Origin of the sequence: Lysobacter sp. 2RAF19 (assembly GCF_052115395.1) — a bacterium.
Classification (GTDB): Bacteria; Pseudomonadota; Gammaproteobacteria; order Xanthomonadales; family Xanthomonadaceae; genus Noviluteimonas.
Window position 1 is genome coordinate 158,517 of the sequence record NZ_JBFRGO010000003.1, and the last position, 17,566, is coordinate 176,082.

Below are 17,566 nucleotides of genomic sequence, written 5' to 3' on the forward strand. Positions count from 1 at the left end.
GGGAAACGGGGGTGGACCCCTCGTTTCCCGTTTCTCGTTATAAATAGCCAATCCGTTCTGGCGAGGGGCCCTCCTCACTGTCATGAACGCCACGCTCCGTCGTCTCACGCTTCTTGCCTTGCTCTGCGCAGGCATGGCGCACGCGCAGGCGCCGCAGGCCGCGTCCACGCGCGCGCTCGCCGCACAGGCGCAGGCCCTGCGCACGCAGCTGGGGCCACCGACGGACGCGCTCACCGAGGACCGCGCCGACTTCCTCCGTCGCCAGTTGCTCGCCTCGCTCGAACGCCGACAGGACATGGTGCGCGCGACGGCCGACGTCGAACGCCTGTCGGTGAAGCCCGGGGCAGTGGCGCGGCCGGACAGCCTGCTCGCGCTGGATGACCTGCGGCGCGAGATCCAGCGCCTCGACGCCGACCTGGCCAGCGGACGCCGTCGCATCGCACTGCTCGAACAGGAGCGCACGTCCACCGCCACGCAGCTGACCGACAAGGTGGCGGCCGAGAGGACCTTGATCGATGCACGCGCCGACGCCGATGCGATCGCGCTGGCGAAACTGGAAACGGCGCTGACCGAATCGGCGACCGCCGAAGTCGACCAGATGCTGCGCCTGCTCGCCCTCCAGCAGAAGTTGGCGCAGACGCAACGCGATGCGATCACCAGCGTGCTCGCCTCGTCTAGCAAGAAGAACGTCGGCGTGACGCCGCACGACGCCGCCGCGGTCGATGCGCGGCTGCGCGCCTCCGGCGATGCGCTGCGCCGCCGCATGGCCGCGGCGACGACCGAACGCGAACGCGCGCGCGCCGATCTGGCGGCCGCCGACACCGGCGCATCGGCGCTGAAACTCGAAGCGATGAAGGAGCGCGTCGCCAATGCCGACATCGACATCGAACTCACGCGCGAAGCCCTGACCAACCTGGCGACCGAACAACTCGCCTGGCAGATGGCGATCCGCATCTATCGCGACCACGACGAAAGCGCGATCGTCGAAGCGCGCCGCTACGGGCCGACGCTCGTCGAACGGCTCGAGCGACGTCGCGATTTCCTGGCGGCCATGTCCGACCAGGTGCTCGCGCGCAGCGGTGGCCTGTCGACCGAACTTGCGCAGAATCCCACGGCACCGGATGCGGCCGACAAGCGCGCCCTGCGCGACGTGTTCGACCGGCGCCTGCAGATGGTGCAGCGGGCACGCTTCGACGAATCGCGCCTGATCGACCTGATCGGCCGCATGCGCGAGGACTTCGACGCGCGCGCGAGCGCCTATGGATGGCGCGAGCGGCTCAGCCTGGCCTGGGCCTTCGCCCGCGATGCGATCGCGCGCGCATGGTCCTTCGAATTGTTCACCGTCAACCAGACCGTCGAGGTCGAAGGCCGCAAGACCGAAGTGCCGCGCGGCGTCACCGTGGGCAAGGTCGTGCAGGCGCCGCTGTTGTTGGTCATCGGCCTGTTCGCGGCGATGAAACTCACGTCGTGGTGGGAGCGCTGGTTGCATCGCCGCCGCGGGCTGGACGAAGGGCGCGCGCGCTTGATGCGGCGCTGGGCGCTGGCCTTGCTCATCGCGGCCTGCGTGCTGGCGAGCCTGGCGATCGCCGGGATTCCGCTCGCGGCCTTCGCCTTCATCGGCGGCGCGGTGGCGATCGGCATCGGCTTCGGCATGCAGGCGCTGTTCAAGAACCTGATCAGCGGCGTGCTCGTGCTGGTCGAACGCCCGTTCCGCCTCGGCGACGTGATCGAAGTCGGCACCTTGCGCGGCATGGTCGTCGACATCGACCTGCGCACGTCCGTGGTGCGCGACGCCGATGGCGCCGACACCCTGATTCCGAATTCGGTGCTGATGGAAGAGAACGTCAAGAACATCACCTATCGCACGCGCATCCAGCGCCAGTCCCTGAGTGTCGTGCTCGACGGCGACTCCGAGCCACGCGCGGTGATCGATGCGATGCGCGCGGCGGCGCAACGCCACGGGCAGTTGGTGGAAGATCCCGAACCCACCGTGCTGCTCGAGGATTTCGCGGACAACGGACTGCGCTTCACCCTGCATTACTGGATCGAACTGGTGCCCGGCATGGACCGCCGGCGCATCGCCAGCGACCTGCGCATGATGTTGCTGGGCGCGTTCGAAGAGGCCGGCATCAAGATGGCACCGCCGCCGTCGCTCCTGCGTTAGAGCGCACCGCGTGCGCCGCGAGCGACAGGCTACAACCGCTCGGTCGGCTCGAGCCCCGCGACTTCCGCTGGCGGACATACCCGCATCCGCGCATTGACCTGCATTTCCCATCGCCAGAACGCCCATCCCAGCAAGGAGAACACCGCCGCGCCCAAGGCCAGGGTCACCGCATGGTGGCTGAGCAAGGGCGACAGCACGCCGGCGATCACTGCGTTCGACACCAGGCCCGTGAAGGCCTGCAGGGACGAGGCGCTGCCGCGCTGGCGCGGATACATGTCGAGGATCGCGAGCGTCAGAATCGGAAACACCAGCGCGATGCCGAAGGAGTTGAGCATCATCGGCAACACGGCCCACGGCACGGTGGGGACATCGAAGGACAGGTTGTAGGCGATGTTCAAGGCCGCGGCCAGGCCGCAACACGCGAAACCGATGCGCACCTGCGTCGTGCCATCGACCTTTCCCGCGATGCGGCCGGACGTGAACGCGCCGAGCATCATGCCGCTGATCATCGGCACGAAGAACCAGGCGAAGCTGCGTTCGTCCAGGTGCAGCAGGTCCAGCACGAAGGCGGGTGCGGAGGCGATGTAGAGGAACAACGCACCGAAGTTGAACGTGCCCGCCGCCGCCAGCCGCTGGAAGCGCGGATTGAGGAAGATCGCGACGTAGTTGCGCAGCAATGGCCGCGCGTGCAAGGGCAGGCGGGCCGGTTGCGGATGCGTTTCGGGCAGCGCGAACAACGTGGCGAACCACAACACGATCGAGAAGGCGACCAGGAACCAGAAGATCACCGGCCATGCCGACCAACCGAGGATCCAGCCGCCGATCACCGGTGCGATCGCCGGCGCGATGCCGAAGATCATCGAAACCTGGCTCATCAGGCGCTGCGCATCGTTGCCTTGCAGCACGTCGCGGATCACCGCGCGCCCGACGATAAGCCCGACGCCCGCGCTCAATCCCTGCAACGCGCGGAACCACAGCAGCGTCGTCAGGTCGCGCGAGAGCGCACAACCGGCGGAGGCGAGCGCGAAAACGAACAGGCCGCCGAGGATCACGCGCCGGCGCCCGATCGCATCGGACAACGGCCCGTGCACCAGGCTCATGAGCGCATAGGCGATCAGGTAGACGGAGATCGTCTGCTGCATGGCGACCTTGTCGGCCGCCAGCTGCGCGCCCATCTGCGGGAACGCGGGGAAGATCGTGTCGATCGAGAACGGGCCGAACATCGCCAGCCCGCCCAGCAACAGTGCGAGGCGCCGCGTGGAGATCGCCTTCCCTGGCGCGGCATCCACGATCAGCGTTCCTCTTCTTCCTCGTGCTGCTCATCGCGCACGGCGACATCCAGCGTGCACGACTGCGCGCCGGCCGCGGCGGTGCAGGTGCACTTGCCTTCGTCGAGCAGTTCGCGCGCGCGGCCCTGCGACTTGCCTTGCTTGGCCCAGTCGCGTGCCTGCTTGTTGGCCGCGGCGCAGGCGGTCTTTTGGTCCGCACCCTGGGCGGTGAAGGACTTGCGGGCGTCTTGCGCGTGCGCGATGGGCGCGGCGAGCAGGGCGGCGGAGATGGCGAGGGACACGGCGGTCAGGCGCATGGAGGACACCCCTGGTCGGAAGCAAGCGCTGGCGATCCAGCGCGCCGCATTCTACGAACCGGCCGCGTGCCGCGACATGAACGCCGTCACGCGCGCGCAGCGGCGCGGGTTTCGTGCCGTCCGGGGTCAGGCCCCGTCGCGGTAGGTGGCGCGCAACAACTCGTGGAAGTGGTGCACCGCGTTCTCGCGCAGGGGGTTCAGGCGGCCGGCCACGTAGGAACCGGAGGACAGCCCGCGCTGCACGTCTTCACAGATGGTCAGGTCCTCGACCTGCACTTCGTCGCTGAAGCTCAGGTCGGCTGCACGACGTGCCTGGCCAGCGGCGCTGTCGTCCATCGCGTAGTAGAAATCGAATTCGACGCGGCAGCGGTCCACGCCCAGCGGAACGACGCGGTTGGTCTGCAGCCGCCCGGGCACGATGTTGAGCATCGTGTTCGGCCACATCCAGTAATACAGCGCATCGCCGTTGCCGTAGAGCGTGTCGCCGCTTTCCAGCGGACTCCACTGGAACGAATACCAGCGCGCGGTCTGGGTGACGTAGCTGCGGTAGTCGAGCAACTTGTTCAACCCGGGGTGCACGTGCGGAACGTGGTAACCCTCCAGGTAGTTGTCGATGTAGACCTTCCAGTTGCAGCCGACGTCGTACGCGACGCGGTGATGATGGCCGTAGTGTTCCAGCCCGCGTTCGGCGCCGATGCGTGCATCGATGCCTTCGACGAACGCATCGAAGTCCGGCGCGCGTTGCGCATCCACGCACGCGAACACCAGGCCTTGCCACACGCGCACGGCGAGCTGCGGCAATTTCACCTCGCTCACGTCGAAGTCCGGTGCATCGCCCATTTCCGGCGCCGAACGCAGCGTGCCGTCGAGCGTGTACGTCCAACCGTGATAGCGGCAACGCAAGGCCTTCGCACCCAGGCCATCGCACTGTGCGAGCGGACCGGCACGATGGCGGCACACGTTGTGGAACACGCGAATGACCGCGTCCGCACCGCGCACGGCGATCACCGGCAAGCCGGCGAAATTGCCGATCGCATGGTCGCCCGCGTTGCGCAATTGGCACACGTGCGCGATCAACTGCCAGCCGCGATCGAAGATCAACGCGCGCTCGACGCCTGCGTACGCCGGGTCGGCGTAGAAGCGCGCGGGCAGGGCGGTGGCGTGGTCGAGGGGCTGCGGGGCGAGGTCGGCGGGCGCAGGGACCTTCGCGCGGGGGGTGGTCTCGTTCATCCACGCAGGATACGCCCGCGCATGGGGCGGGTCACGTCGCTTCGACCCCGTTCTCGTTAGGGTTGCGGCGAACTGCGACGTTCATGCACGGGGCACGCATGCCCGACTTCGGCCCCCAACGCGAATCCATGGTCCGGCGCCAGATCGCCGCCCGCGGGGTGGACGATCCGGCCCTGCTGGCGGCGATGCGCAGCGTGCCGCGCGAGCGTTTCGTCGATGCCTCGATGCAGGACTTCGCCTACGAAGACGGGCCGCTGCCCATCGCGGCGGGGCAGACGATTTCGCAGCCTTACATCGTCGCGCGCATGATCGAGCTCGCGCGCGTCGCGCTCGGCGAGCGCGTGCTCGAGATCGGCGCGGGATCAGGTTACGCGTCCGCGGTGATGGCGCAGATCGCATCGCGCGTCTACGCGATCGAACGCCATGGGCAATTGACCGAACTCGCACGCGCGCGCTTCGCGGATCTGCATTACGACAACATCGAAGTGCGCACCGGCGACGGCACGCATGGTTGGCCGGAGAATGCGCCCTTCGACGCGATCATCGCCGCCGCCGGCGGCCCCGATATCCCAGAGACCCTGAAGCAACAACTCGCGATCGGCGGACGCCTGGTCATGCCGGTGGGGCGCTCGTTGCATCACCAACGCCTGGTGCGCGTGATGCGCACCGATGCGTTGGCGTTCGAAATCCGGGAGTTCGACGATGTCGCGTTCGTACCGCTGATCGGCACCTACGGTTGGGCGGAGGACGCGGTGTAGGTCAACCCGCTTTCTTCGCCGGCGCCGCCGCGGCTGGCGTCGCATTCCAACCGCAGGTCTTGCCTTCGTTCTGCTTCTTCAGCCAATCCTGCAGGGGCGCGAAGTATTCCAGGACCGGCGCGGCATCCATCTTGTCGCTGCCCGTCATTTCCTTCAGCGTCGCCTGCCACGGTTGGCTCGCGCCATGGGCGAGCATCGCCTGGAACTTCGCGCCGGCGACCTTGTTGCCGTAGAAGCTGCACGCATGCAGCGGGCCCTTGTAGCCGGCCGCGTCGCACAGTGCCTTGTAGAACTGGAACTGCAGGATGTGCGAGAGGAAGTAGCGCGTGTACGGCGTGTTGCCCGGCACGTGGTACTTCGCGCCGGCATCGAAGAATTCCTCGCCGCGCGGGGTCGTCGGTGCGACGCCCTGGTACTTCGCCTTCAGGTCCCACCACGCCTTGTTGTACTGGTCGGGCCGGATCGAACCATCGAACACGCCCCAGCGCCAACGATCGATCATCAGGCCGAAGGGCAGGAAGGACACCTTCGCCAGCGCCATGCGCATCTGCGCGTTGATCAGCGCCTGGTCGCTCTGCTGCTGTTCGCCGACCAGCCCGATCGACTGCAGGTACTGCGGCGTCATCGCCAGCACGATCGTGTCGCCGATCGCTTCGTGGAAACCGTCCTGCGCGCCGGTCTGGAAAATCGGCGGCAGGTGCTTGTACGCGGTGTAGTAATAGACGTGTCCGAGTTCGTGGTAGATCGTCGTGAGATCTTCCTCGTTCGGCTTGATGCACATCTTGGTGCGCACGTCGTCGGCCATGTCCATCGACCAGGCGTTCGCATGGCAGACCACGTCGCGATCGCGCGGCTTGATGAACTGCGACTTCTCCCAATACGACGCCGGCAGCTTGGGCATGCCCAGCGAGGTGTAGAAGTCTTCCGCGCGCTCGGTCATGTGCTTGGCGGTGGCGAGCTGGCCGATGGCGCGCATGTCGGCGAGGTCTTCGGCCGTCGGCGAACCGTCATGCTGCGCGAGCGCCAGGTTGTAGTCCTGCGTCGCCATTTCCTGCAGCTTTTCGGTGATGTTGAGGTCGCCGCCATCGGGATAGGGCTGGAGGATGTCCCACAAATTGCTCCAGTCCTGCTGCCACATGTTGCCCATCAGGTGCGCGGGCAACATGCCGCCGGCGACTTCGCCGCGATCGCCGTACTTGGCGTCCAGTTGCGTGCGCGCGTAGCAATGCAGCTGCTCGTAGAGCGGCTTGACCTGGCCCCACAGGCGATCGGTTTCCGCGGCGAATTGCGCGGGCGTCATGTCGTAACCCGAGCGCCACAATTCGCCGGTGTCGGCGTAGCCCAGGTCGCGCGCGCCGGTGTTGGAGAGTTCGACGAACTTGACGTAGTCGGCCTTCATCGGCTGGGCGACGGTGTGCCAGCCCTGCCAGGCGTCGAGTTGTTCGTCGTAATCGCGGCTGGTGCGCAGCACGTCTTCGAGTTCGCCCAGGTCGCGGCACGACTTCGCGGTGCCGGTGCCCTTGCAGTACGTGCCCTTGCCGTACATGCCTTCGAGTTTGCTGGCCAGTTTCGTCAGGGCTTCGAGTTGCTGCGGGTCCTTCGGCGGCGGCATGTCGGCCTGCAGCTTGAGCAGCTGGATGGCGCGCGCGGTCTGCGGGGAGAGTTGTTCGCCTTCGTACTTGCGCGATTGTTCGATCCAGCCGCGCAGTTGCGTGAGGTTGCGTTCTTCGGCTTTCGCCGACACCAGTTCGCTGTCGCTGTTGATGTAGGTCGAGGAGAGCCACTGCGCCGATGCGAGTTCGGGGTAGTCCTTCTTCATCTCGGCGTTCACGCGCGCGACGAATTGGTCGGCGGTCTCGCCCTTGGGGGCCGGGGCGACGCCGGTGGGTCCCGGTGCCTGTTCCGCAGGCTTCTTGCAGCCCGCGAGCGCGAGCATGCCCGCGGTGACGGCCAGGGCGAGCAGGAGGTGGCGTGGCTTCACGGGGCGGTCCTGGGCGTGCGCCGGGCGGGCGCGGAGGACGGCAGGCTAGCAAAGCGGGTGTGGGGGCGCGATAGGGTCCTTCCCGGGGCGGCGCAAAGAGCGTTCCCCCAGCATTTTCGCGCCGCCCGAACGTGTGAAGTTCCAAATTTTTTTGGGAAAAAAATTTGAAACTCCCCCACGCTGGGGCATCACCTTGCGGGTCGCTTCGATCGGCGGCTTTCGCTCGAGCTTTCAGTGGGAGCTGCAAAGCAAGCTTTGCAGAAAGCCGATCGTTTCCCGAAGAACGCGCGAGCCCCGCTTCACCCATCAGATCGCTGCGAAGGCGTCTTGCCCGAGAGAGGGCATCGAGGAGAACGCGCGACTGGAGCTCGGCTCCGAGATGCCCTCGACGGGCGAGGCGCCGCCCGTCTGGAGTGCTGGCAGTTGGCGCGAACCAATCAGCCCGCGACGCACACACTCATCAAGTGCTGTCGCGAAACCACCAGCCGCAAGCGCAGCGGTCGTCGCGTTGAAGGCCACATTGCGGAGCGTGAGCTCTTGCGGAGCAATGTGGCCTTCAATGCGGCGCGCCGCTGCGCAATTCTGGTGGCCCGCAACCCGCCGACGGGATCAAACCGTAGGCTGCACCAGGCTCTTGGACTCAACATCCACCAACCCACGACGCGCCAACCACTCCCAGGCTTCCGTCGCATCCTGCTCGACATAAGCACGCGCAGACCCCAACCGGAACGTATACCCCCACGCATCCATGTCGGCGAACACACGCGCAGCGCCCACGCCCGGAATCGCATCCCCCAACAAAGACTGCAGGACACAAACAGCGTCCTCCTCGGCGACCGAATCCGTCGCGTCGGTATGCACGAACGCACGCTTCTCCGGCGGCAACACGATCAGATGCGCCGCTTCGTGCAACAACGAATGCACCGGCGTGTCCGCGCGCGCATACACCGTCGCGCCGACGAGCCCGGCTTCGGGCTCGCCCCAGTAACTGCCTGGAATGGTGGCACCGTCATCGACGTGCACCAGTTGCAACCCGTATGCGCCGAGCAACGCGGCGACGTGCCCGTGGTCGATGTCGGAGAGCGTGAGCACCGACATCGCTCAACCCACCGCGGCGCGCTCCTCCGGCAACGCCACCGAGATGTCCAGTACGTCGTGTTCGCCGTCCTTGACCACGTCGACCTTCACAGCTTCCGCGTCGACGTTGACGTACTTGCGGATCACCTCCAGCAACTCGCGACGGAGGAGGGGCAAGTAATCGGGCCCGCCGTGGGCGCTGCGTTCCTGCGCGATGATGATGCGCAGGCGGTCCTTGGCGACCGCGGCGGTGTTCTTCTTGGGCTTGAGGAAATCGAAGATCGACATGGCTCAGCCCCCGAAGAGTTTGGTGAAGAATCCCTTCTTCTCGGGCAGCGTGAAGCGCATGGGACGTTCCTGTCCCATCAGGCGCGCAACCGCGTCGTCGTAGGCCTGGCCGGCGTTGGATTCCATGTCCAGGATCACCGGCTCGCCCTTGTTGGAGGCGTTGAGCACGTCGCCGGATTCGGGGATCACGCCGATCGTCTTCAGGCCGAGCACTTCCTCCACGTCGGTGATCGACAACATCTCGCCGGTTTCCACGCGCGAGGGGCTGTAGCGGGTGAGCAGCAGGTGTTCCTTCACGCGCTCGCCGTTCTCGGCCTTGCGCGTCTTGGAGGCCAGCAGGCCGAGGATGCGGTCGGAGTCGCGCACCGAGGAGACTTCCGGGTTCACCACGACGATCGCCTGGTCGGCGAAGTACATCGCGAGGAACGCGCCCTTCTCGATGCCGGCCGGCGAATCGCACACGATGTAGTCGAAGCCGTCTTCGGCCAGGTCGTTGAGCACCTTTTCGACGCCTTCCTTCGCCAGCGCATCCTTGTCGCGCGTCTGCGAAGCGGCCAGCACGTGCAGCGTGTCGAAGCGCTTGTCCTTGATCAGCGCCTGCTTCAACGAAGCTTCGCCGTGGATCACGTTGACGAAGTCGTACACCACGCGGCGCTCGCAACCCATGATCAGGTCGAGGTTGCGCAGGCCGACGTCGAAGTCGATGACGGCGACCTTCTTGCCCTGGCGTGCCAGGCCGCAAGCGATGCTTGCGCTGGTCGTGGTCTTGCCCACGCCGCCCTTGCCGGAGGTGACTACGATGATTTCGGCCAAGTGATGCCTCCCTGATTCTTGTTGTTGTTGTCAGTCCAGCGCCGCGATGCGGAGCTGCCCCTGGTCGAGCCAGACCTGCACGGCCTTGCCGCGCAGCTCTTTCGGAATGTCTTCCAGCACCTTGTAGTGGCCTGCGACCGCGACGAGCTCGGCGTGGAATTCGCGGCAGAAAATCCGCGCCTTCTCGTTGCCTTGCGCGCCGGCGAGCGCGCGACCGCGCAACGCACCGTAGATGTGGATGGAGCCGTCGGCGATCACTTCGGCGCCCGCGCCGACGGTGGTCACCACGGTGAGGTCGCAATTTTCCGCGTACACCTGCTGGCCACTGCGCACGGGCGTGACTTGCATCATGCCCGGTGCGGCGCCGGCTTGCGACGCGGCGGGCGCGGGCGCCGGCTTTTGTTCAGCGGCGGCTTTCGATGCGGCGCGCGGCGCAGGCGCCGCTTCGGCCGGCGCTTCGCCCACGCGTTCGTACTGCGCGCGGAACTTGGCGAGCAGTGGAAGGCCCAGCGCGGCCGAGAGTTCTTCGATCTCGCGCGTGCCGTAGGCCAGCGCCACCGGCAGCACGCCGGCGGCGCGCAGGCCGTCGACGAGCTTGCGCGCGGTGTCGGCGTCGGGCGTCTTCGTCAGGCCGCCGAAATCCAGGATCACCGCGGCGCGTTCGAACAGCTTGGGCGCGCGCTGCACGCGGTCGCGCATTTCGGCCGTCAGTTGCGCGACGTCGAGCGTGCGCACGCGCAGGTTGGCGATGCCGACCTGGCCGATCTTGAGTTCGCCTGCCTGTTCGTAATCGATGGCCGTGCTCACGCGCAGGTTCCGGTGGGGCGGTGCGCGAGCGTACGCGACTGCGGGCGCGGCATCGGCAACCAGGGTGCGGCGGGCAGGGCATCGCCGTAGGTGTCGCGCACCCAGGCGTAGCTGCACAGGTCCTTCATCAGCATCGCGGCGCGATGGCCGTTGTGCATGACGTTCTGGCCGACTTCACGGAAGCCGAAGCTGCCGTGGAAGAGCAGGGCGTGGTCGGTGCCCGGTTCGAGCAGCACTTCGCAGCACAACTGCGGATAGCGCAGTTCGGCGTAGCTCTGGACGTCGGCGTACAGGGCGCGGCCCACGCCGCCGCCACGGCGGCGCGAGGCCACCACGATGCGGTCGATGTAGAAGAACGCCCCCTGGCGCGCACGGAACCACGCGAAGTTGTCGCTGTCGTGCGCCGTGTCCGAACCGAAGCCGACGAGGAAGCCGGCGATCGTCCCGTCGCGCACGGCGACGCGGAAGTATTCGGCGGAATCGAAGAAGCTGCGGAGCTTTGCCGCGTCGAGCGGCAGGATGGCGGGGCCGGCGGCATTGTTGAGGGCAAGGACGGAATCCAGCTCGTGCTCTCGCACGTCGCGGACAACAATCGACATTGACGGCTCCGGTCTTTCTCAGGTCTTGCGGGCGAGGAGGGACGCGCTGTCCCCGGCGCTGGCGCGGATTATCGCACGCGATCCGGTGCCCGGGGCATGACTTTCGGCCTCCCGCACCTGCTGCCCCGGAGGGCTAGGATTGGGCATGTTCGCCCGATTCGGCCACGACCGCCTCCTGCGCTACGCCGGCCTGTTCACCTGGGCCGTCGTCAGCCTGCCCCTCGTCTATTCCTGGCTGGTGCCCTTGCTCGGCGACGGCGCCGATGCGCAACTCGCGCTGCGCCCGATGCCCTGGCAGGGATGGCTGTCCTACTTCGCCTTCGGCCTGAGCTATGCGTGGCTCACGCGCGGGCTGGGCGTGCGGCGGCGCACGGTCGGCGATTTCGCGCTGTTGCTGATTCTCACCCTGGCCGCGGTGGGCGTGAGCTACTGGAACGAGAGCGGCCTGGGCAGTGTGCTGCTGATGGTCGCCGCGTGCGTGCTGCCGTGGCTGTTGCCGCTCCCGCTCGGCGTGGCGTGGCTGGTCCTGAGCCAGCTCGCGGTGGTGCCGGTGTTCGTGCACGGGCTCAACTTCCCGCTGCTCGAAGCCTTGATGCAGTCGGTGTTGTATGCGGGCTTCTCCGGGTTCGTGTTCGTCACCAGCCTGGTCGCGCGGCAACAGGCGCAGGCGCGCGAAGAACAACGACGGCTGAATTCCGAATTGCGCGCCACGCGCGCATTGCTGGCCGAAAGCGCGCGCGTCAACGAACGCACGCGCATCTCGCGCGAATTGCACGACCTGCTCGGCCACCATCTCACCGCGCTCAGCCTGAATCTGGAAGTCGCGGGCCATCTGTCCGACGGGCGGGTGAAGGAACACGTGCAGCAGGCGCACACGCTCGCGCGCCTGTTGCTGACCGACGTGCGCGAAGCGGTGAGCCAGTTGCGCGAGGGCGGGGCGATCGACCTGGCCGCCGCACTGCGCCCACTCGCCGAGAACGTGCCCTCGCTCGCGATCCACATGGACCTGGAAGAGCCGCTGACGCTCGACGATCCCGAGCGCGCACACGTGTTGCTGCGCTGCACGCAGGAAATCATCACGAATGCGGTGCGCCACGCCGGCGCGCGCAACCTGTGGATCGATGCGCGCCGCGCCGACGGCGGCATCGTCATCCAGGCGCGCGACGACGGCGCCGGCGCCGACGCGCTCGTGCCCGGCAACGGCCTGCGCGGCATGCGCGAACGCCTCGCCCAGCACGGCGGCGACCTGCAGGTCGAATCGCGGCCGGGCGCCGGTTTCGCGCTGCGCCTGACCTTGCCGGCAACCATGCTGGGCGTGCCGCTGGGCAACCTTGCGGCCGCTCCGGTGTCCAACCCATCGCAACTCCCGCCCGAGCAGGGGCAGACCACCCCCGAAGGAGCCACCGCGTCATGAACACCGCCACCATCCGCATCTGCCTGGTCGACGACCAGACCCTCGTGCGGCAGGGCATTCGTTCGCTGCTGGCCCTCGCACCGGGGATGGAGGTCGTCGCCGAAGCCGGCGACGGGCGCCAGGCCGTCGAGCTCATCCCCCAGGTCCAGCCGGACGTCGTCCTCATGGACATGCGCATGCCGGTGATGTCGGGCCTGGAAGCCCTGCAGGCACTGGGCCGCGCCAACACCCTGCCGCCGACGATCATCCTCACCACCTTCGACGACGACCAACTCGTCCTTGCGGGCCTGAAGGCCGGCGCCAAGGGGTATCTGCTCAAGGACGTGACGCTGGAACAGCTGGTCGGCGCGATCCAGACCGTCGCCGCGGGCGGCTCGCTGGTCCAACCGGCCGTGACGCAGCGGCTGCTGTCGGGCCTGGAGCACATGCGCAACGACTTCGTCAGCCTCGACCGTCCCGACCCCCTGACCGACCGCGAAACCGAGATCCTGCGGCTGATGGCAAGCGGCTTTTCGAACAAGGAGATCGCCAATTCGCTGGGCGTGGCCGAGGGCACGATCAAGAACCACGTGTCCAACATCCTGTCCAAGCTCGGCGTGCGCGATCGCACCCGCGCCGTGCTCAAGGCCTTCGAACTGCAATTGGTGTGACGAAGGCCCCGTGACGGCGGCCGCACGCGACCTCGCGTGCGGATGGCTCGCAAGCACGGCCGCTCACCTGCTAGCATCGCCGGTCTGTGCGGGCCGCCCGGCGGCGGCCCGGTCTGGAGACCTTCCGAATGACCCGTTTGATCGAGATCCTGATTTCCCTGGCGATCGTCGCCGTGCTGTTCGTCGTCGTCGGCATCGCGCTGCCGTCCTCGCGCCACGTGTCCGAGAGCATCGAGACGAACCGCAAGATGATCATCGTGCGCGACACGCTCACCAGTCCGCGCCGCTTCAAGGAGTGGAACACGCTGGCGCTGCGCGACCCGCGCATGGAGTGGAAGTTCTTCGGTCCCGATACCGGCGTGGGCGCCGGCTTCGAATACGCCTCGACCAACAAGATGGTCGGCTCGGGCAAGTGGACGCTGACCAAGAGCGAACCCAACCTCATCGAATACCAGATCGTCGACAGCAGCCGCGGCACCAACAAGAAAACCGCGTTCATGCTCAAGCCGACGGGCCGCAACAACCGCAACGTCGAAGTCATGCAGACCTACGACGTGGATTACGGCTTCGACCTGCTCGGCCGCTACTCCGGCCTGTACGTCCGCTCGATCGGCGACGACATCAAGCTGGGCCTGGGCAAGTTCACCAACATGCTCGCCGGCGTGCCGAACTACGACTACAACGCCGACTTCGGCCGCAAGACCCAGGCCGACCTGCCGAAGGTCGTCGAGCTCCCGGCGGAGAACCTGCTGTTCGCGCCGGCCACCGTCGAGCGCGACCCCGACAAGATCCAGCAGGCGATGAACGCCAACGTGCAGTGGATCAAGAAGGTGATGGACGCCAACGGCCTGGAATCGGCCGGCCCGATCCGCGTGATCACCACCGAGTTCGCCGCCGACGCCTACTCCTTCGACACCGCGATGCCGGTGCGCAAGAAGGGCGCGACCGATCCGAACGCCGAAATCCCGGCGCCGAAGCTGGAGCAGCAGGTGCAGTTCATCCGCACCACGCCTGCGCGCTACGCCAGCGCCGGCTTCACCGGCCACATGATCAACCTGGCGAAGGTGCGCGACTCGCTGCGCGCCTGGACGATGACCCGCGGTTACGAAACCACCGGCCGCCCGTTCGAAGCGTGGACCAACGGCGTGGATTCGGGCTTCACCGACGACGGCCACTACCAGTTGTACTGGCAGCTGAAGTAAGCCTTCGACATCGCTGCACGAAGACGAACGCCGCGCTCGCGGCGTTCGTCGTTTTGGAGGAACGCCAATGCGCACGGGCGAACGCACGATCACCATCCGCCTGGCCGGTTTCGCCGGTGGCCTGTTCGCCGCGTGCGCGGTCGCGCTCTCGGCGTATGCGATGCATGCCGAACTCGAGCCGCACGCACGCGAACAGGTGATCATCGGCGCGGCCTTCGCTTTCGGCCACGGCATCGCGCTGGCGGCGCTTGCACGGCATGGCGCGCATTGGTTGGGTGCGCTGTCGCTGTTTGCCCTGCTCGCGGGCGTGTTGCTGTTTTCCGGCAGCCTGGTCGGCGCCGCGGTGGTGCACACGCCCACGACATTCGCGCCGCTGGGCGGCATGATCACCATCGCGGGCTGGCTGGTCTTCGCCCTGCACAGCCTGCGACGCTGAAGGAGCCGCGATGGCACGACGCACACGGGGGTTCGACACCGACGCGGCCTGGTCGCACCTGACCAGGCGCGACCGCAAGCTCGGCAAGTGGATGGAAAAGCTCGGGCCGATCGCGCCCGACCCGCGTTGGCGCAAACCCTTCGATCCGGTCGACGCGCTCGCGCGGGCGATCCTCTACCAGCAGTTGAGCGGCAAGGCCGCGGCGACGATCGTCGGCCGCGTGGAAGCCGCGATCGGCAGCGACCGCTTCCATTGCGACACGCTCGCGCGCATCGACGATGCGGCGCTGCGGGCCTGCGGTGTGTCGGGCAACAAGTCGCTCGCCTTGCGCGATCTCGCGCTGCGCGAGGAACGCGGCGAAATCCCCACGCTGCGGCAAATGGCGACGATGGACGAGGACGCGATCATCGCCGCGCTCGTACCGGTCCGCGGCATCGGCCGCTGGACGGTGGAGATGATGCTGATGTTCCGCCTCGGCCGCCCCGACGTGTTGCCCGTCGACGACCTCGGCATCCGCAAGGGCGCACAGGCGATCGACAAACTCGTCGAAATGCCCGCGCCTAAAGCCTTGCTGGCGCGCGGCGAGAAGTGGGGGCCGTATCGCACCTACGCGAGCCTCTACCTGTGGCGCATCGCCGATCTGGCGAATGCCCCGAAGGCGAAGGATGCCAAGCCGGTGAAGCGCTCGCAGGGTTGATGCGCGTGATGCGTCAGGCGTGCGTCGGACGCGCCGGCGATTCGACCGGCGTGCGCGTGCCGAAGCGGCGCTTGAACTGCAGGGCAGGGCGCTCGACCAGGAACCAGCTCGCCGCCGCGCATGCGAAGGCCAGCACGCTCGCCCACAGCACGTTGTGCATCGGCGGTCCCGGCGAATACGTCTGCACGATTTGCGCGCTAGGCCAACCGTAGAGATACAGGCCGTAAGACAGATCGTGGTGCGCGAGCTTCGCCGGCACCGGCGCAAATGCGAGCCACAAGGTCCCGTAGGCCACGAGTGCGAAGTAGGGCGCCGCGAACCAGGGCGTGCCGCGCAACAGTGCCGCGAGGATCAACAGCGCGACGACCGGCATCCACGACAAGCGGATGCGCTCACGCCACAACCAGGCTGCGGTGCCGGTGACGAAAAACGCAACGCACCACAAATCGTTGCCCAACCAATCCGGCAGCGGCGACCGGAACCATGCGAATGCCGCGATCCCTGCGATCAAGGCCAGCCACGGCAACAGGTAACGCTTCGCCGTCAACAGACCGACCAACGAGGCACCCAGCAACAACAGATACAAACGCGCTTCCACGGGCAAGGTCCAGAGCGACCCGTTGACGGCCGTTTGCGGCAGCGTTTCGAACACGCCGGGGAGATGGAATTCCGCGCGCCACAGCGTCGCGTTCGACCACAGGTAGCGCCACGTATCGGCCGACCAGTAATCGTGCGAGGTCGTCATCATCGGCCCGAGCACGAACACGCTCAGCAACACGCAGGCGACCAGCGCCGGCAGGATCCGCAACGCGCGCGACCCGAGATACCCGCGCACGCTGTTGCGCTGCAGGCTCGCGGCGATCAAGAAGCCGCTGATCACGAAGAACATGTCCACCGCGATCGCGCCGGCGAATTTCACCTGCGTCGCGCGCGCCAGCAAGTCCCCGCCCGGCGTGCCGGTGATCGCCCATGCGTGGCCGTAGATCACCAGCCAGGCGGCGATCAGGCGCAGGACATTGAAATGGTTGTGGCCCGACGCCCAGGCGGACGCCAGCGTGCGCTCACCCGCCACGCCAGCACCAATGCCAGGGCTCGTAGACGATGCCGTGCGGGTTCTCGCGCGGGTAACTCAGCACGAACCCATGTCCTTGCGCGTTGTCCTGCAACCACGCGAACGCGCGCGTCTTCTCGAAGCTTTCTTCCGCCGGCGGTTCGTCCGGCGTGCCGATGTCGAGCGCCCGCCCGCCGTGGTGTTCGCTGAAACCGGGCGCGGCGTTGACGGTGAGGATCTCCTCGACCGTCTGCCCGCGCGCAAGCTTGCGTTCGAAGATGCCCAGTTGATAGTCGTGCGAGCGATAGCCGCTGATCGACTCCAGCACGACGTCATCGCGCAGCGCTTCGGCCCGCATGTGCAGCCACGCGCGCGCGGCGCCGGGGCGCAACCAGAGCGGGCGGCGGAAGCGGTCGAAGCCGGCGACGTCGAGGCGATCGGGTTCGGCGACGAGCGACAGGCCGGTGCGCTGCGTGTACGCGGCTTCGTCGATGTCGAGTTGGTCCAGGCGTTCGTGCAGGCGGGAGAGCGGAAGCTCGTACACACGCTCCACGCCCCACCGCGCATGCGGCGAGAAACTGTCGAGTGCGTCGAGCGCTTCGCCGATCCCGTCCTCGCGCTGCAGCGAGGGCACCAGCGGCATCAAACCTTCCGGCAACTCTGCCGCCAGATAGCGGCCGTCGCGCTTGCGGCGCAACACGCACGAGGCGCGCGAGAGCACGCGCGCGTCATGGTTGCTGCGCGCGCGGAGCAAGCCGCCGGGCCACAGCTCGATGTCCGGCGTGTTGAGCAACACCTTGGGGCTACGTCGCAT

17 protein-coding genes and 1 pseudogene are annotated in these 17,566 nt (G+C 67.2%); 7 read left to right on the forward strand and 11 right to left on the reverse strand.

Annotation, left to right across the window (positions count from 1 at the left end):
* Nucleotides 1-82 precede the first annotated feature (82 nt).
* Nucleotides 83-2,164, forward strand: a complete 2,082-nt coding sequence (locus AB4059_RS12135; protein ID WP_498979240.1) for a mechanosensitive ion channel family protein — start codon at nt 83-85, stop codon at nt 2,162-2,164.
* Between the two features lie 29 nt (nt 2,165-2,193).
* Here the strand turns inward: AB4059_RS12135 and AB4059_RS12140 are convergent, their stop codons facing one another.
* The 3 genes from AB4059_RS12140 to AB4059_RS12150 form a co-directional block, all read right to left on the reverse strand.
* Nucleotides 2,194-3,453 carry a multidrug effflux MFS transporter gene (locus AB4059_RS12140; protein WP_498979241.1) on the reverse strand — a complete coding sequence of 420 codons (1,260 nt, stop codon included), beginning with the start codon at nt 3,451-3,453 and terminating at the stop codon, nt 2,194-2,196.
* A 2-nt stretch (nt 3,454-3,455) separates the two neighbouring features.
* Nucleotides 3,456-3,749, reverse strand: a complete 294-nt coding sequence (locus tag AB4059_RS12145; protein WP_498979243.1) for a hypothetical protein — start codon at nt 3,747-3,749, stop codon at nt 3,456-3,458.
* Between the two features lie 126 nt (nt 3,750-3,875).
* Entirely contained in the window at nt 3,876-4,979 is a 1,104-nt protein-coding gene (locus AB4059_RS12150) for an aromatic ring-hydroxylating oxygenase subunit alpha (protein WP_498979244.1), read from the reverse strand.
* Nucleotides 4,980-5,077: 98 nt separating this feature from the next.
* On the opposite strand from AB4059_RS12150, the gene AB4059_RS12155 reads away from it, so the two are divergent.
* Nucleotides 5,078-5,737 carry a protein-L-isoaspartate(D-aspartate) O-methyltransferase gene (locus tag AB4059_RS12155; RefSeq protein WP_498979246.1) on the forward strand — a complete coding sequence of 220 codons (660 nt, stop codon included), beginning with the start codon at nt 5,078-5,080 and terminating at the stop codon, nt 5,735-5,737.
* A gap of 1 nt (nt 5,738) precedes the next feature.
* On the opposite strand, the gene AB4059_RS12160 is transcribed toward AB4059_RS12155, so the two are convergent.
* From AB4059_RS12160 to AB4059_RS12185, 6 genes are all read right to left on the reverse strand, one after another.
* The gene (locus AB4059_RS12160; protein ID WP_498979247.1) at nt 5,739-7,718 is read right to left on the reverse strand and encodes a M2 family metallopeptidase; all 1,980 of its coding nucleotides are present in this window, start codon (nt 7,716-7,718) and stop codon (nt 5,739-5,741) included.
* 609 nt (nt 7,719-8,327) lie between these two features.
* A complete protein-coding gene (locus AB4059_RS12165; protein ID WP_498979249.1) occupies nt 8,328-8,816 on the reverse strand; it encodes a hypothetical protein in 489 nt (162 codons plus the stop codon).
* 3 nt (nt 8,817-8,819) lie between these two features.
* Nucleotides 8,820-9,083, reverse strand: coding sequence for a cell division topological specificity factor MinE (minE, locus tag AB4059_RS12170; RefSeq protein WP_156641446.1), 264 nt, complete (start codon nt 9,081-9,083; stop codon nt 8,820-8,822).
* Nucleotides 9,084-9,086: 3 nt separating this feature from the next.
* Nucleotides 9,087-9,896 carry a septum site-determining protein MinD gene (gene minD, locus AB4059_RS12175; RefSeq protein ID WP_156641447.1) on the reverse strand — a complete coding sequence of 270 codons (810 nt, stop codon included), beginning with the start codon at nt 9,894-9,896 and terminating at the stop codon, nt 9,087-9,089.
* A 30-nt stretch (nt 9,897-9,926) separates the two neighbouring features.
* Entirely contained in the window at nt 9,927-10,703 is a 777-nt protein-coding gene (minC, locus tag AB4059_RS12180) for a septum site-determining protein MinC (RefSeq protein ID WP_498979251.1), read from the reverse strand.
* Nucleotides 10,700-11,302, reverse strand: coding sequence for a GNAT family N-acetyltransferase (locus tag AB4059_RS12185; protein WP_498964459.1), 603 nt, complete (start codon nt 11,300-11,302; stop codon nt 10,700-10,702). Before AB4059_RS12185 ends, minC begins: the two co-directional genes overlap by 4 nt.
* 145 nt (nt 11,303-11,447) lie before the next feature.
* Between AB4059_RS12185 and AB4059_RS12190 the strand changes: the two are divergent.
* The 5 genes and pseudogenes from AB4059_RS12190 to AB4059_RS12210 all read left to right on the forward strand — a co-directional run.
* Nucleotides 11,448-12,623, forward strand: a pseudogene (locus tag AB4059_RS12190) (sensor histidine kinase); the annotation flags it as partial.
* A gap of 89 nt (nt 12,624-12,712) precedes the next feature.
* Entirely contained in the window at nt 12,713-13,366 is a 654-nt protein-coding gene (locus tag AB4059_RS12195; protein ID WP_498964463.1) for a response regulator, read from the forward strand.
* Nucleotides 13,367-13,494: 128 nt separating this feature from the next.
* Nucleotides 13,495-14,568, forward strand: a complete 1,074-nt coding sequence (locus AB4059_RS12200) for a polyketide cyclase (RefSeq protein WP_498979253.1) — start codon at nt 13,495-13,497, stop codon at nt 14,566-14,568.
* Nucleotides 14,569-14,635: 67 nt separating this feature from the next.
* Nucleotides 14,636-15,004, forward strand: a complete 369-nt coding sequence (locus AB4059_RS12205) for a DUF423 domain-containing protein (RefSeq protein WP_498979254.1) — start codon at nt 14,636-14,638, stop codon at nt 15,002-15,004.
* Nucleotides 15,005-15,014: 10 nt separating this feature from the next.
* Nucleotides 15,015-15,701: a DNA-3-methyladenine glycosylase family protein gene (locus tag AB4059_RS12210; protein ID WP_498979256.1), complete on the forward strand. Its 687-nt coding sequence runs from the start codon at nt 15,015-15,017 to the stop codon at nt 15,699-15,701.
* Nucleotides 15,702-15,714: 13 nt separating this feature from the next.
* Here the strand turns inward: AB4059_RS12210 and AB4059_RS12215 are convergent, their stop codons facing one another.
* Nucleotides 15,715-16,773, reverse strand: coding sequence for an acyltransferase family protein (locus AB4059_RS12215; RefSeq protein ID WP_498979257.1), 1,059 nt, complete (start codon nt 16,771-16,773; stop codon nt 15,715-15,717).
* Nucleotides 16,763-17,566, reverse strand: coding sequence for a M15 family metallopeptidase (locus AB4059_RS12220; RefSeq protein ID WP_498979259.1), 804 nt, complete (start codon nt 17,564-17,566; stop codon nt 16,763-16,765). The genes AB4059_RS12215 and AB4059_RS12220 overlap by 11 nt, the downstream gene beginning before the upstream one ends.

Coding starts and splice junctions, on each gene's coding strand:
- AB4059_RS12135 (WP_498979240.1), top strand. CDS start 83: ATGAACGCCACGCTCCGTCGTCTCACGCTTCTTGCCTTGCTCTGCGCA.
- AB4059_RS12145 (WP_498979243.1), bottom strand. CDS start 3,749: ATGCGCCTGACCGCCGTGTCCCTCGCCATCTCCGCCGCCCTGCTCGCC.
- AB4059_RS12150 (WP_498979244.1), bottom strand. CDS start 4,979: ATGAACGAGACCACCCCCCGCGCGAAGGTCCCTGCGCCCGCCGACCTC.
- AB4059_RS12155 (WP_498979246.1), top strand. CDS start 5,078: ATGCCCGACTTCGGCCCCCAACGCGAATCCATGGTCCGGCGCCAGATC.
- AB4059_RS12165 (WP_498979249.1), bottom strand. CDS start 8,816: ATGTCGGTGCTCACGCTCTCCGACATCGACCACGGGCACGTCGCCGCG.
- minE (WP_156641446.1), bottom strand. CDS start 9,083: ATGTCGATCTTCGATTTCCTCAAGCCCAAGAAGAACACCGCCGCGGTC.
- AB4059_RS12185 (WP_498964459.1), bottom strand. CDS start 11,302: ATGTCGATTGTTGTCCGCGACGTGCGAGAGCACGAGCTGGATTCCGTC.
- AB4059_RS12195 (WP_498964463.1), top strand. CDS start 12,713: ATGAACACCGCCACCATCCGCATCTGCCTGGTCGACGACCAGACCCTC.
- AB4059_RS12200 (WP_498979253.1), top strand. CDS start 13,495: ATGACCCGTTTGATCGAGATCCTGATTTCCCTGGCGATCGTCGCCGTG.
- AB4059_RS12205 (WP_498979254.1), top strand. CDS start 14,636: ATGCGCACGGGCGAACGCACGATCACCATCCGCCTGGCCGGTTTCGCC.
- AB4059_RS12210 (WP_498979256.1), top strand. CDS start 15,015: ATGGCACGACGCACACGGGGGTTCGACACCGACGCGGCCTGGTCGCAC.
- AB4059_RS12220 (WP_498979259.1), bottom strand. CDS start 17,566: ATGCGACGTAGCCCCAAGGTGTTGCTCAACACGCCGGACATCGAGCTG.